Origin of the sequence: Prochlorococcus marinus XMU1419 (assembly GCF_017695955.1) — a bacterium.
GTDB classification, from domain to species: Bacteria; Cyanobacteriota; Cyanobacteriia; order PCC-6307; family Cyanobiaceae; genus Prochlorococcus_A; species Prochlorococcus_A marinus_AD.
Genome location: NZ_JAAORO010000002.1, coordinates 146,407 through 160,648, shown reverse-complemented (window position 1 = coordinate 160,648; position 14,242 = coordinate 146,407). Strand labels below are relative to the sequence as shown.

Annotated in this window: 17 protein-coding genes and 1 tRNA gene; 8 read left to right on the top strand and 10 right to left on the bottom strand. The window is 32.1% G+C overall.

Annotation, left to right across the window (positions count from 1 at the left end; all coding sequences use genetic code 11):
- Positions 1–38: 38 nt before the first annotated feature.
- Both msrA and HA151_RS04475 read left to right on the top strand, forming a co-directional pair.
- Complete coding sequence (gene msrA, locus HA151_RS04480; protein WP_209106309.1) at positions 39–767, top strand: peptide-methionine (S)-S-oxide reductase MsrA; 729 nt, start codon at positions 39–41, stop codon at positions 765–767.
- Positions 768–794: 27 nt separating this feature from the next.
- Positions 795–868, top strand: a tRNA-Pro gene (locus HA151_RS04475).
- A 201-nt stretch (positions 869–1,069) separates the two neighbouring features.
- On the opposite strand, the gene HA151_RS04470 is transcribed toward HA151_RS04475, so the two are convergent.
- Entirely contained in the window at positions 1,070–1,870 is an 801-nt protein-coding gene (locus HA151_RS04470) for an undecaprenyl-diphosphate phosphatase (RefSeq protein WP_209106308.1), read from the bottom strand.
- Positions 1,871–1,953: 83 nt separating this feature from the next.
- Between HA151_RS04470 and HA151_RS04465 the strand changes: the two genes are divergently transcribed.
- Positions 1,954–2,235, top strand: coding sequence for a hypothetical protein (locus HA151_RS04465; protein ID WP_209106307.1), 282 nt, complete (start codon positions 1,954–1,956; stop codon positions 2,233–2,235).
- Positions 2,236–2,434: 199 nt separating this feature from the next.
- Here HA151_RS04465 and HA151_RS09345 read toward each other — a convergent pair whose 3' ends face one another.
- The 5 genes from HA151_RS09345 to HA151_RS04445 form a co-directional block, all read right to left on the bottom strand.
- On the bottom strand, positions 2,435–2,560 hold the full coding sequence (locus HA151_RS09345) for a hypothetical protein (protein WP_257473241.1): 126 nt from the start codon (positions 2,558–2,560) through the stop codon (positions 2,435–2,437).
- A gap of 91 nt (positions 2,561–2,651) precedes the next feature.
- Positions 2,652–2,879 carry a DUF1830 domain-containing protein gene (locus HA151_RS04460; protein ID WP_209106306.1) on the bottom strand — a complete coding sequence of 76 codons (228 nt, stop codon included), beginning with the start codon at positions 2,877–2,879 and terminating at the stop codon, positions 2,652–2,654.
- 91 nt (positions 2,880–2,970) lie between these two features.
- The gene (locus tag HA151_RS04455) at positions 2,971–3,915 is read right to left on the bottom strand and encodes a kinase (RefSeq protein ID WP_209106305.1); all 945 of its coding nucleotides are present in this window, start codon (positions 3,913–3,915) and stop codon (positions 2,971–2,973) included.
- Positions 3,916–3,919: 4 nt separating this feature from the next.
- Positions 3,920–4,717: a mannosyl-3-phosphoglycerate phosphatase-related protein YedP gene (gene yedP, locus HA151_RS04450; RefSeq protein WP_209106304.1), complete on the bottom strand. Its 798-nt coding sequence runs from the start codon at positions 4,715–4,717 to the stop codon at positions 3,920–3,922.
- Between the two features lie 2 nt (positions 4,718–4,719).
- Positions 4,720–6,480: a sugar phosphorylase gene (locus HA151_RS04445; RefSeq protein ID WP_209106303.1), complete on the bottom strand. Its 1,761-nt coding sequence runs from the start codon at positions 6,478–6,480 to the stop codon at positions 4,720–4,722.
- Positions 6,481–6,530: 50 nt separating this feature from the next.
- Between HA151_RS04445 and HA151_RS04440 the strand changes: the two genes are divergently transcribed.
- Positions 6,531–7,757, top strand: a complete 1,227-nt coding sequence (locus tag HA151_RS04440; RefSeq protein ID WP_209106302.1) for a glycosyl transferase — start codon at positions 6,531–6,533, stop codon at positions 7,755–7,757.
- Here HA151_RS04440 and ureC read toward each other — a convergent pair.
- Genes ureC through HA151_RS04420 form a run of 4 tightly spaced genes read right to left on the bottom strand, consistent with a single transcriptional unit; the run spans position 7,754 to position 11,043 of the window.
- Complete coding sequence (gene ureC / locus HA151_RS04435) at positions 7,754–9,463, bottom strand: urease subunit alpha (RefSeq protein WP_209106301.1); 1,710 nt, start codon at positions 9,461–9,463, stop codon at positions 7,754–7,756. The two genes, HA151_RS04440 and ureC, sit on opposite strands and share 4 nt — an antisense overlap.
- Positions 9,464–9,467: 4 nt before the next feature.
- The gene (locus HA151_RS04430; protein ID WP_209106300.1) at positions 9,468–9,788 is read right to left on the bottom strand and encodes an urease subunit beta; all 321 of its coding nucleotides are present in this window, start codon (positions 9,786–9,788) and stop codon (positions 9,468–9,470) included.
- Between the two features lie 2 nt (positions 9,789–9,790).
- Positions 9,791–10,093, bottom strand: a complete 303-nt coding sequence (locus tag HA151_RS04425; RefSeq protein ID WP_011818334.1) for an urease subunit gamma — start codon at positions 10,091–10,093, stop codon at positions 9,791–9,793.
- A 50-nt stretch (positions 10,094–10,143) separates the two neighbouring features.
- Complete coding sequence (locus HA151_RS04420) at positions 10,144–11,043, bottom strand: urease accessory protein UreD (protein WP_209106299.1); 900 nt, start codon at positions 11,041–11,043, stop codon at positions 10,144–10,146.
- 48 nt (positions 11,044–11,091) lie between these two features.
- Between HA151_RS04420 and ureE the strand changes: the two genes are divergently transcribed.
- The 4 genes from ureE (at position 11,092) to urtA (ending at position 14,241) form a co-directional block, all read left to right on the top strand.
- Entirely contained in the window at positions 11,092–11,541 is a 450-nt protein-coding gene (gene ureE / locus HA151_RS04415) for an urease accessory protein UreE (RefSeq protein WP_209106298.1), read from the top strand.
- On the top strand, positions 11,534–12,220 hold the full coding sequence (locus HA151_RS04410) for an urease accessory protein UreF (RefSeq protein ID WP_209106297.1): 687 nt from the start codon (positions 11,534–11,536) through the stop codon (positions 12,218–12,220). The genes ureE and HA151_RS04410 overlap by 8 nt, the downstream gene beginning before the upstream one ends.
- 3 nt (positions 12,221–12,223) lie before the next feature.
- Positions 12,224–12,835, top strand: coding sequence for an urease accessory protein UreG (ureG, locus tag HA151_RS04405; protein ID WP_209106296.1), 612 nt, complete (start codon positions 12,224–12,226; stop codon positions 12,833–12,835).
- 128 nt (positions 12,836–12,963) lie between these two features.
- Positions 12,964–14,241: an urea ABC transporter substrate-binding protein gene (gene urtA / locus HA151_RS04400; RefSeq protein ID WP_209106295.1), complete on the top strand. Its 1,278-nt coding sequence runs from the start codon at positions 12,964–12,966 to the stop codon at positions 14,239–14,241.
- Position 14,242: the final 1 nt, after the last annotated feature.

Here is a 14,242-nt window from a genome sequence, read left to right as displayed (position 1 = left end):
CGTGATTCCTTAACTTATGATGTGTAAAAATTTAAAACATGTTTGAATTTCTTAAAAAGATTATGAATAATACTGAGCAAAGTTTAATTAAAGATTTAAATTCAGTTCATAAAATACTAAAGACAGATATTAAAAAAAATCCTAATCCTCAAGAAGATGAAATAATATTTGGATGCGGTTGCTTCTGGGGAGCTGAAAAATGTTTCTGGAAACTTCCAGGAGTTGTCACAACTTCTGTTGGATATGCTGGTGGAGAAAAGGTCAACCCAACTTATTATGAAGTGTGTTCAGGTCTGACTGGACATTCAGAAGTTGTAAGAATTATTTGGAATAAAAATGAAATAGATATAAGTGATTTATTAAAAATGTTTTGGGAATGTCATGACCCTACACAAAAAAATAGACAAGGTAATGACATAGGGACTCAATATAGGTCTTCAATATATTATAAAAATGAGAATAATAAAAAAATTATATTAGCGAGTAAAAAGCAATATCAAAAAGAACTAAATAAAAAAAATCTTGGTTTAATTGAAACAGAAATTAAAATGATTGATACTTATTTTTTTGCCGAAGAGTATCATCAACAATACCTTGCTTTACCTGGCAGTAGGCAATATTGTTCTGCTTCACCTACAAAAGTGAAGTTAGGAGAATTTCCTGGAAATAACTATAAATTAAAAGACTATATTTGGGAAAACTTTAATTGGGAAGTTGATAAATGTGTATTGAGATCTGATAACAAACCTATAAAGAATAACATTTAAATCAATCTTATAATTATAGTAATAATACGGGGCGTAGCGCAGTTTGGTAGCGCACCACTTTGGGGTAGTGGGGGTCGTGGGTTCAAATCCCGCCGTTCCGATCAATTATCATCATTTATGAGGGATTTATAAAGTTTATATGAGCTTATCCCGACAGCAATGAAAGTAAAAGATGAAAAAAAGGCTAACACCATTATGGTAAGGTTTGAAACTTCAACTTCACCTAATTGAAATGAGATAAAAATGTTCATCTGATGCTAATTTTGAGACTTTAATATAATAGAAAAATTTTTCATAACCAACTATAAATTCATAAGAATGACAATACTAAAAACAACCCGATAGATAATAAATAATTTCAAACCATTTGTAGAAAAATACTTTAATAAAAAATCGATAGCAAATAATGAAGATAAAAATGTTGTTAAAAGACCAACTATAAGCGGTATAAATCTCAATGAAGAAAACTCATTAAAAGAAAAAATTAACTCAACGATAGCTGCAAAAGAGATTGCCGGTATACCTAAAAGAAAAGAGAATTTTGCAGCATCTCCTCTTTCCCAACCTGATACTAGACCAGTAGAGATTGTAATACCAGATCTTGAGACGCCTGGAATAATAGCAAACGCTTGAGAAAGACCTATCAAAAAACTATCATAATAAGAAAAGTTTTTTAAGTTTATATAACCTTTTTTCGATGTGTCCGCTAAATACATAAAAATACTCATTAATAAAGAAACTATTGCTATTGAAAAATTTGAACGAAGAACCCTATCAAAAAAATAAGGGAAAAAAAGTTTTATGCTCCCACCAAGAAAAATAATTGGGATAGTTCCTAACAAAATTGACCTTAATAATCTTCGATGTGATAAATAATTAAAAGATTTTCTTGAATATAGACTTCTTAATTTGAAGAAATCATTCCTAAAATACCAAACCAAAGCTAAAACACTTCCAACTTGAATTATTGCAGATGTAGAAGTTCCGGGATCATCAATTCCAAAAAAAAGTGATACAACCTTTAAATGAGCAGTACTACTTACGGGAATAAATTCAGTTAAGCCTTGAATTAAGCCATATAAAATAAATTCTAAATATTCCAAAAACTAATATTAATTACCTTTTTTATTAATAGCAATTTAAAAAATATAATTTACATTTAATAAGTAAAAGCTAATATAAAAAAATGAAGAAGAGTTCGATCTTAATAGCATTATTTTTCTTTTCATTTTTCTCTTTCTCAGATTATGTAAAAGCCAGTTACTGGTTAATAATTGGAACTTACAGACAAGGACCAGGGGGTAGACCAGAGGTTAGTGGAATAACAAGTCCCTCATTACACTCAATTCCCATGAAGGATTTGGATACTTGTAAAAAGGCAGGAGAAAAAATTACTAATGTAATATATAAACCAGTTTGGCAGTTTGATAGCAGGTGGACATGTATATTTAGCGGCGAGACTAAATAAATCTACCTTTTTACGTCGTGGGCACAACCATCACCTTTATAATTTTCACTTTCGTAAAAATCATTTTTTGTCCCAAAGTATACTGTTAGCAATACAAATGGCAAACTCAAAATAAATAAAATAGTTGTTAAATCCATAATGAAATACTTAATTTAATAAAACTATAAAAAATTTAAATAACCAATAATTAAATGCCGCTTCAATAATCTGTAGGACCTTTTATACCAAGATAAAAGAAGGCACCTAAACCAACTAAAAGTAAAACTCCAGCAATAGCTGCAGAAGGAACAAAACCTCCTATCGCAAAAGAGGAAAAATAATTCATCACTAGAAACTAAAAACTAGTTTGATAATATCAATAAAAAAATGGTATTTGTAAAAAATTTTGACTCGAAGACAATTAAATTTTATGTCGTTTATGCTACTAAGGTTGAATCTTCACTATCAGCCGATACTCTTATTCTTTCTTCTAACTTAGGGCCATATAATTCATTTCCCCAAATTTCAACTCTAGAATCAACAGGAGCCATAAATGTAAGTATGTCAGTAGGAAACAAAACTCTCTCCAAAAAAAAGTTTGATGGCCCAATGCATCTTAAAACTACCATCCTATTACCTTCATTTTTGTATGAAAACTCAACCATTCCTTAAAAATCAAAAAATAATTACTATTTAACACCATCTGTTGCCACTAATAATGTATAAAAAATAACTAAAAAACTTTTTAAAAAATAACTAGAAATTTAATCCAGCTTCAATTAAGTTTCTTTCTTGATCTATTAATAACAATGCATAGGGATTTAAAACATCAAAACTTTTATGAGGAATAGAAACGTTGAGCATTCTTAAGAAATCAGATAATTTTTCTTCTTGGAGTGCATTTCCTTTTTGTAAAAACATCTCTTGTTCTTGATTTGACTTCCACATATTCATATATTCAAACTCCAAAGGCTTTAATTGCCAAATATTATCTATTAATTTCCAAACATCTAAATATTCTTTTAAATTTCTTTGTATTTTTAGCCTATAAGAGGATTCATGAGTGCTTAAATTCATATTAATTATTTGTTGATCATTAAGATCTATAGATAAAGGCTCGACTCCTAAAAACCATCCCTCAAGAATTAATAGATCAGGTTTATCAGATCTCCAATGAGATCTATCCCCTAAGCCATTTCTTAGAGATTTATCAAAAACAGGAACGTTTAATTCTCCATTTTTCTTCCAACTTAATAATTTTTCATACATTAAGTTAACTGAATGACTTCCAGGAAAACCTCTTGAAACATTCCAAGGATTATTCTTAATTGCTAATTTCATTTCATCTGAGGGAAGATAAAAATCGTCAATTGAAATAACAGCTATCTTAAAATTTAATTTTAGTGATATTGCTTCAAGCCAATTACCTAATGTTGTTTTGCCAGTTCCGGGGAGAGCTGAGAGCCCAATTATTTTACGATCAAAGAAATTATTATGAAATTTATAGGCCTGAGATAAAAGTGGTAAAGCTAAACCCCAAATCCAATCATCATTTACCTTATTATTCCAGAATTTATTAATTAAAAGTTTATTTTTATGATTATTGCAAAAATCTATCCAATCATCCAGGGAGTCCCAACCAATATCAATAATTAACTTTTCAAATTTATCAAGAGGAAAATTAATATCTAAATCTTTCATATTTCTAATTTAGTTCTCGCTTATTTATTAATTTATTGATTTCATTTTTCCAACCATATCCATTTGGTTCGGAAGCCAGAATAAATTCCAAATCTTTTAATTGATCTAGTAAATTTAAGTTAGGTCCATCTATTCCTGGTATAACTATTTTAATATCTGAGTTTAAAAGTAAAGGCAAATCATTTGGAGAATCGCCTAGACCTATAATTTCAATATTATGAACATTTGAATATTTTTTAAGAGCATTTATTGCTTTACCTTTATTCGATTTTGTAGATAATAAGTGACTCATTCTATTGCCCTTAAAAATATCAACATTGAATTTTTTACAACAGATATTAATTTTCTCTTCTAAATAACTTGGCGGATTTAAAAAAGGCATGCTCCAGTGTCTATCACGCATTAAGTTCAATGAGTTGCCTACTAAACCTGTAAGCTGAGTGGCTTCTTGATCAGTGAGATTATTAAGAGGAGTAAGTTTGTAATCAATTTCTTTAGAAATAAAATTTAAGATTTCTTCAAGAGATTCGTATTTTATTCCCAGAATAATTTCTCCATTTACTCTTTTAAGAGATTCACCATATATTGCAGCACCATTCTCAACAATATAAGGATCCGTCAAGTTAAGTTCCTTTCTAATAACTTTTACTTCAGAAGCAGTTTTGCTTGTACAAAGAATTACGGGAATAGATAATTTTTGTAATTTTTTTATAGTTTCTTTAGCAGGTGATAAATCATATGAGTGATCCATTAAAGTACCATCTACATCACTTACTACCCAAATAGAAGAATTTTCTATCATTTTTATAAAGCACTAAGCCAAATTACTTGAAAAGGATCAAGACTAATATTTTTGCAATTGTATTTAGTGGATGTTAAAAAATCATGGGTATTGAAATCATTATCAATTATTTTTGGTAAATCATTATCATTCAATTGATAATTAATTTTATTTTCAGTCATATTATGGATTGCAAAAACTGACTCAGGCCCTTTGCCTCTTTTGATTACAACAATATCACTTCTACCATTAGACAAACATTTCATTTGTGAACAAGGGTGAAATTGCTTTAATTCTGATCGGACATCCATAGCATTACGAAGATATTTTAAGTTTTTATTAGCATTAGATTCAGGATTATTTAAAACAGCTGAAAGATTTTCTGATTTAAACTTTTCTCTGTTTAGATCTCTTCTTTGACCTGTCATAGAAAAACTTTTGATATCATTTTCTGAAGCTAGTAATGCTGGTAAATAAAATGCAGGAACCCCTTTCAGAGCCATTACTAATAGTTGACTCAAAATAAATCTCTCATATTGAAATCTTTTAGCATCTCTACTGGAGTCTTCCATTGCACTCCACCAACTAATATTCAATTCATAAGGTTTATCATCACCATTTGATAAACGTCTATGACTTACTAATCCTCCTCTTTTCTCACAATTAATTAATAAATTCTTAATTCTCTGCTCATTCATTAAACCCTCAAGAGCTCTTAAACCAACACCATCGTGCGATGCAGTGAAATTAAATAAAGTAGTATCTTCAGGTAATATGGGCCAATCAAAAATCCATGAGTTTAGAATATCAGCTCTTGAAGTAATAATTGCCTCTAGGAGAAGAGGAGGTAATGGGAAATTATATGCCATGTGGGCTTCATCATCAGAAATGAGATAAGATAGATTCTCCTTCTGAGGAACATTGGTTTCTGTTATTAAAACGCCATCATCAAGAAGATTATTTAAAAGAACTCTTAGGAGTTTCACAATTGAATGTGCTTTAGGTAAATGTAAGCACGTAGTCCCTGACTCTTTCCAAATAAAACCTACGGCATCAAGCCTTAACCATTTAATTCCATTAGATAAATAAGAAGTAATTAAATTTAAGAACTCAAGAGTCATTTTAGGATTATGCCAATTCAAATCAATTTGATCTGGCCCAAAAGTTGTCCAAACTTGTTTAGGGCCATCATCAGTATTTATTTGAGAAAACAAAGAGGAGCTTCTAGGCCTAACTACATTTGACCAGTCAAGATTTTGTTTCGGTGAAAAAACATTTGATATACCCGGTTCTTGGGATTTAATAAATTGCTGAACCCATGGATGAGATGATGAAACATGGTTTAGTACTAAATCAGCCATCAAATCATGATTTTTAGAAATACTTTTGAGATCATCCCAACCACCAAATTTTTCTTCTAAGGAATCATAACTTGAGACTGCGAAACCTCCATCGCTTGTGGATTTCAGAAAAGGAAGAATATGTACAACTTTAGAAAGACTGCCAAAATGTTTACTTAACAACTTTCCAAGAGTTATTAATGTTGCCTCGCCATTTTTATAAATACTATCTGCATAAGTTATCAAAACTGAATGAGATTCATTCCACCTTTCTTTATCTCTTATTTCTTCATAAGCAGATTTCTCTGAGAAATCATCTAAAATCTGCAATAATTGGTTTGAAATAAAATTAATTTCTTCTGTAGTATGATTTGAATAAATTGTTTTTAACAATTTATCAATTTTTAATCTATCTAATTTTTTCTCTGAATCAATTTGCTTCACTTTGAAAAAATCATCGAAGTATTAATACCATTCTGCACATCAATTAGAAAATGGACTTTCAACAAGGTTTAATCACAACAATACATGAATATGGAGTTACAGGAAATTTACTTAAAGAATTAAACAAAAGTCTTAAAAGAAGATCAACTAGCATTTTAATACCTTGTTTATATGAAGAGTTTGAGCGTCCAGCATTAAAAGATATAAGAGAAGTTTTAAAAAACCTTACAGGCTTGAATGAACTAGTTATTGCTCTCTCTGCAAAAACTGTTGAGCAAGTTAAGTCAGCAAAATCTTTTTTTGACTCTATGCCATTCCCAGTTCACGTTCAATGGACTAATTCTCCCTCTGTAATTGAGCTATTAAAAAGCCAAGAAAAAAATGGATTAGAACTTTTAGGAACTCCAGGTAAAGGATGGGCTGTATGGCAAGGAATAGGAGTTGCGACTAGAAAATCAGAAGTTGTTGCTCTTTTTGATGCTGATATAAGAACTTTTAGTCCTTTATATCCTTCAAGAATGATCCTTCCACTTCTGGATGAATCATATGGAATATCATATGTAAAAGCTTTTTACAGCAGATTATCTCTAGAAACAAATCAATTGCAAGGTAGAGCAACAAGATTATTCGTGGGTCCCTTGTTAGCAAGTCTTGAGCAGTTAGTTGGTAAGGGTCCGTTTTTACAATATCTTCAATCATTTAGATATCCTTTGGCAGGTGAGTTTGCTTTTACTAAAGACCTTGCTATGAATTTAAGAATACCCTGTGATTGGGGTTTAGAGATAGGTTTATTATCAGAGGTTTATAGAAACGTAAGGACCTCCAAAATAGCCCAGGTTGACCTAGGTTTATTTGATCACAAACATAAGAATATTGGAGATTCTTCTAAAGAAGGATTGCAAAAAATGTGTACAGAAATACTTTCAAGTGTTCTAAGAGGTCTCATGGAGCATCAAGCCGAGACCTTAACTAGCACTCAACTTGCAACTTTAGAAGTTCTCTACAAAAGAGTTGGAGAAGATCGAGTAAAACAATTTGGATTAGATTCAGCAGTTAATCAACTTCCATACGATAGGCACGAAGAAGAATTATCAGTACAAAAGTTTGCGAAACTATTAAGACCTGCTACGGAAGATTATTTGGCTTGTCCTACGACACTTCAATTACCAAGTTGGTCAAGAGTTCTATCTTGCGAGAACAAACTGCAAGAAGATTTAGCTTTGGCGGGGTCAAAAGACATAAAGATAAATGAAAAAGAATTAATTAAAAACTTCTAAAGCAAAAAATACCTCTGAGCCATTGGGACTTCATCAAGTGGTTCACAAGTAAGAAGTTCTCCATCAGAAAAAACTTCATAAGTTTGAGGATCAACTGAAATATTTGGTAGTTTACTATTTAGTTTTAAGTTTGATTTATTGATATTTCTTGTATTTTCTACGGCTATACATTTCTTTTGTAAGCCTAATTTATTTGGAATATTTTGTTGAATTGAATTTTTACTTAAAAAGGTAAAAGAACTCCTAATTAGAGATTGGCCGAAACTTGCAAACATAGGTCGACCATGTACGGGACCTGGAGTAGGAATTGAAGCATTTGCATCACCCATTTGGGACCAAACTATAGATCCTCCCTTAACAACTAATTCAGGCTTTACCGCAAAAAAGGAAGGTTTCCATAGTACCAAATCCGCAATTTTACCCTTTTCTATAGACCCAACATGTGTATCAATACCATGAGCTATTGCAGGATTAATTGTGACTTTAGAAATATATCTCTTTACTCTATAATTATCGTTTCTATCAGAATCCTGAGTTAGAGGCCCCCTTTGGACTTTCATTTTATGTGCGGTTTGAAAAGTTCTTGTAATTACTTCGCCAACTCTTCCCATAGCTTGAGAATCACTAGCAATAATTGAAAAGGCACCTAAATCATGCAAGATATCCTCAGCTGCAATAGTCTCTCTTCTGATCCTTGATTCAGCAAATGCAATGTCTTCTGGGATTTTAGAATCTAAATGATGACAAACCATTAACATGTCAAGATGTTCTTCTAATGTGTTCCTTGTATAAGGTCTAGTTGGATTTGTACTACTAGGAAGAACATTTTTTTCTCCACAGATTTTTATAATGTCTGGAGCATGACCTCCACCTGCTCCTTCGGTATGAAAAGTATGAATAGTTCTTCCTGCAATAGCGTTAATGGTATCTTCAACAAAGCCTGCTTCATTCAAAGTATCAGTATGGATACATACTTGTACGTCAAACTTATCTGCAACATTTAGACAAGAATTTATTGTAGAAGGAGTGGTTCCCCAATCCTCATGAAGCTTCAATCCACATGCACCAGCCTCGACCTGATCAATAAGATTGCTCTCGTTTGTTGAGTTTCCTTTTCCAAAAAAACCTAAATTCATGGGAAATGCTTCTGCAGATTGAAGCATTCTAGAAATATGAAAAGAACCCGGAGTACAAGTAGTAGCATTTGTGCCAGTTGCAGGTCCAGTTCCTCCTCCTAACATGGTTGTAATTCCAGAGGCAAGTGCTGTCTCAATTTGTTGGGGACAGATAAAGTGAATATGGGTATCTATTGAACCTGCAGTAAGAATATGCCCCTCTCCGGCTATTACTTCTGTTGATGCACCAATAACAATATCAACATTATCCTGGATATCAGGATTGCCAGCCTTACCAATTTCAAAAATCATTCCATCTTTTATACCCACATCAGCCTTAATTATTCCCCACCAATCTACGATCAAAGCATTAGTTATTACGGTATCTACAGCTCCATCAGCTCTTCTTACTTGAGACTGTCCCATCCCATCTCGAATAACTTTACCTCCACCAAATTTAACTTCATCTCCGTATGTGGTTAAATCCTTTTCTACTTCTATAAAAAGTTCGGTATCAGCCAGCCTTACTCTATCTCCGGTAGTGGGTCCGTAAGTTTGGGCATAAGTTTTTCTATCAATTTTATAAGACATAATTTTAACTATTTAAAGAACCATTAACTAATGAATTAAAACCATATGCATTTCTTAAACCTGCAAATGGCACTAATTTGACATCTGTTGTATCACCCGGTTCAAATCTAATGGCTGTTCCTGCAGGAATATCGAGACGCATACCATATGCTATTTTTCTATCAAAAATTAAAGCCTTGTTTGCTTCATAAAAATGATAATGAGATCCAATTTGCACTGGTCTATCTCCAGAATTAGAAACCGTTACTGTTTTAACTTGCTTACTAAGATTAAGTTCGATTTCACCTTGTTCAGGAATTATTTCACCAGGAATTAAATTACTCATAACTAATTAATCGGATTGTGAATAGTAACTAATTTAGTCCCATCGGGGAAAACTGCTTCTATTTGAACTTCATCAACCATTTCAGGAATGCCCTCCATTACTTGTGATTTTGAAAGCCAGGTAGTTCCCTCTGACATTAATTGACTTACACTTTTACCATCTCGTGCTCCTTCAAGAACTTGAAAACTTAAAAAAGCAATTGTTTCAGGATAATTAAGCTTAAGACCTCGACTAAGCCTTCTTTCAGCTAAGAGTGCAGCAGAAAAAATCAATAATTTATCCTTTTCTTGAGGTGAAAGATGCATAATAAAAAATTAAACTATAAATTCTTAAAAAAGGTTCTTTCTGAACATAATTAATAATTCATAGAATCTTGTAAAGGCCATACACCTTGATATTTTGGCTCACAAAATCCACAAACAGACCTAATTTGTTTCCAAATACAAAAAAAACATTTTCTAGCATCTTGAGAAGAACTCCCTAGGAAACGTACAGAAATTCCATTTTCAAGGATTCCAATTGATAAATTATTAGTTTCATTGAAAATTTTTTTTATATTTCCGACAAGATTATTTATTTTTGACTTGGAAAAATCTTTTTCGCAAATCCAAATTAAGGATCCAAAAACGGGCATGTAATCCATACCTGACTTGGCCACAAAACTTGCATTAGATAATTCAATCTGATCAACATATTCCCAATCATCAAGCAAATCATTATTTCTCATAATTTCTAATTTAGATCTAAAAACTCCACTCTCAATAGATTCTCCAGAAGATGATCTTCCAAGTCTTATTAAATCAGTAAATAAAAAACTTGAAGTTTCTGAAATAGATACTTTAAAAGTTTGCTCATATAAAGCATTTGCAAAGATGATTGTTTCTTGGGGAAGATACTCTAAATGAGAATTGTCAAGAATATTTATGAGATTCTTTTGCTTTGAAAAAATTCCTTTTGGATTGATTTTTGATCTTCCAACTGATCCATATACTTTCTGAGCTGAAGAAGTCGTCAACAAAACCTTAGAGTTTTTTTCAAGATTAACCTCAAAATCAAGTAAATCACCTCCTACCAATCCCCCTGCAGTATGTAGAACAGGCAAAATGCATCTGCCCTCTTGATCATGAGTAGACTTTAATAACTTATAAGGAGAAGTTGATTTAGATTTAAAGATTGTTTTATCAACATTTCCTAAACTTGCTTTATTATTGAAAAAATTTAAGAAACAATTACCTTCCCATGAAGTTTTAATCATAAATTGTTTTCTTTAATTACTAAATTAAAGTAACCAAAAATTTTGATTATGAGAATGAATAAACAAATTGTTGTAACTGATTGGATTAAGGAAAAACCGAAATTAGGTTTATTTTTAAAACTTACCTTAAGTTCAGATGAAAGAAGAATTTTAAGAGGTAAAAGATTAACCGATTGTGATCAAGAAATAATTTTACAATTACCTAGAAAAGGGAAATTAAATGATGGAGATATTCTTTCAACTAATAAGTCCAATTTTTATGTAGAGATAATTGCCAAAACAGAAGATTTAATTGAAATAAGTTCAAATTCTAAAATTGAGCTTATTAAAACTGCTTATCATCTTGGAAATAGGCACGTGGAAGTAGAAATCGAAGAAGGCATTCTTTTAACAAAAAGTGATTATGTTATTAAAAATATGCTTCTTAATTTTAAAGTTGATTTAAAAAATACGAAAAAAAAGTTTTTTCCGGAAAGAGGTGCACATAGTCATGAGTAAAAGTCACTTACTAAAATATTTATTAATAAGTCCGAACTTACCAGTTGGAGGATTTTGTTATTCGGAGGGTATGGAGAGTTTTCTTCATAATAAAAATTTAACAGATTCAAATTCGGTAAAAGACTTAATAATAAGTGAACTAGAAATTGGTCAGATAAGACTAGATGCAAGACTTTTACTAGAATTTTTTGATATTTTCAATGAGATAAAGGAAAGCAAAAATTTAAAAGGTAATTTGCAAAAGCTAATGAGTTTGGATAAATGGATCCTCTCATCAAAGGACTCTCTCGAAATGAGAGAACAACAAATTCAAATGGCAAAATCTCTCTTTGATTTAACCAAAGAATTTGGATTTGAATATCTATATGAAAATAATAAAAAAAGCTCCTGGTCATTAGCGTGGAGTTGGGCTTGTTATTGTTTTGAAATTACCAAGCTAGAAATGGTTGAAAATTTTTTCTACTCATGGAGTGCAAACCAACTTAGTGCAGCATTGAGGATTATTCCTATTGGTTCAACAAAAGCACAATTAATTCAGAGAGATTTATTAACAATAATTTCCAAAGTTTCTAAAGAAATTATGGACAAAGAAATTAATGACATCTATTTTGGCAATGTAGGTTTAGCTATGGCACAACAAAATCATAATGACCTTTATACAAAACTTTTTAGAAATTAATTTATGAGCAGCAAATTGAGAGTGGGAGTTGCGGGTCCTGTAGGCTCAGGAAAAACTGCATTAGTAGAGACTCTATGCTTAAGTTTGAAAAAAAATTATGAGATAGCTGTTGTCACCAATGATATTTATACCAAAGAAGATGCTAACTTTTTAATAAATAAAAAAGTTTTAGAGGAAGGAAGGATTATTGGTGTTGAAACAGGAGGTTGTCCTCATACCGCGATAAGAGAGGATTGTTCCTTAAATAAAAACGCAGTTTTAGATTTAGAAAATAAATATAATCCTTTAGATTTTGTTTTTGTAGAAAGTGGAGGTGATAATTTAGCATCTAGTTTTAGTCCAGAACTTGTAGATTTATCAATATATGTGATTGATGTATCTGCCGGAGACAAAATCCCTAGAAAAGGGGGGCCAGGCATAACAAGGTCAGATTTATTATTAATAAACAAAATTGACTTAGCAGATATGGTTGGTGCAGATTTAAATATTATGAAAAGTGATACTGAATTTATGAGAAAAGGGAAACCTTGGTTTTTTACCAATCTCAGTAGCGGCAAAGGAGTTGAAGAAATAACTCAATTTTTAGAGTCACATATACCCAACAATCCCAACTAGAAAATTGTTCATTATTTATATATTGGATTCAACAAAAAGTTACGACTGATACAAAACGAATCCTCACTCGTTAATAACTTTTATTTTATCCCCCTAAAGAGGGTCAATTACCTAATTTATCCTAATTCATGAGAATTTCAAGGCGTATTTTGGCAGGATTAGCTACTGCCTCACTTGCTGTCACAGCAACTTCATGCGGTGGAGGCGGTACCTCCGGAAGTTTCGATGACACAGTAACCGTTGGTATTTTGCATTCGTTATCTGGAACAATGGCGATTTCTGAATCAACCCTTGTTGATACTGAAAAAATGGCTATTGAAGAGATAAACGCCGCTGGTGGTGTTAAAGTTGGCGGTAAAAGCTACAAAATAGAATACATAGTTGAAGATGGTGCATCTGACTGGCCTACTTTTGCTGAAAAATCTAAGAAACTTATAGACCAAGACGGAGTTCCTGTCGTATTTGGTGGTTGGACATCTGCTAGTAGAAAGGCAATGTTACCTGTGTATGAATCAAAGGATGCTTTCCTTTACTACCCAATTCAATATGAAGCTCAAGAATGTTCAAATAACATTTTCTATACAGGAGCCACACCAAACCAACAGTCAGAACCCGCTACAGATTTCATGTATAAGCGTTCTCCTGCAGCCGGTGGAGATTTCTTCCTTGTAGGTTCTGATTATGTTTTCCCAAGAACTTCCAACACAATCACTAAAGCTCAGGTAAAACAGTTAGGAGGTAAAGTTGTTGGAGAAGATTACCTTCCATTAGGAAATACTGAAGTTGCTCCAATTATCTCAAAAATCAAAAAGGCTCTTCCTGAAGGTGGAATAATCATTAATACACTTAATGGTGACCAAAACGTTGCATTCTTCAAACAGATTCAAGACGCGGGTATCACTCCTTCAAGTGGTTACTACGTAATGAACTATTCAATTGCTGAAGAAGAGATTAGTACAATTGGTCCCGAGTTCCTTGAAGGTCATTACGGCGCTTGGAACTACATGATGTCAATTGATACTCCTGCATCTAAGAAATTTGCTAAAAGTTTCAAAAAAAGATGGGGAGCTGATCGTGTTGTAGCCGATCCTCAAGAATCAGCTTATAACATGGTTTATCTTTGGAAGCAGGCAGTAGAAGATGCTGGAACATTCGACGACAACGCAGTAAGGGAAGCCCTTGTTGGACAAAAATTTGATGCTCCACAAGGTCCTGTTGAAGTAATGCCTAATCACCACTTATCTCAAACAGTAAGAATTGGAGAGATTAATTCAGAAGGTGGATTTACAATTCTTGAAGAGACAGGTGTTGTTCTTCCTCAAGCATGGAACCAAAAGCATCCTAGTTCAAAAGGATTTGCATGCGATTGGACAGATCCTTCAAAAGGAGAAAAGTATAAGCTTTAAT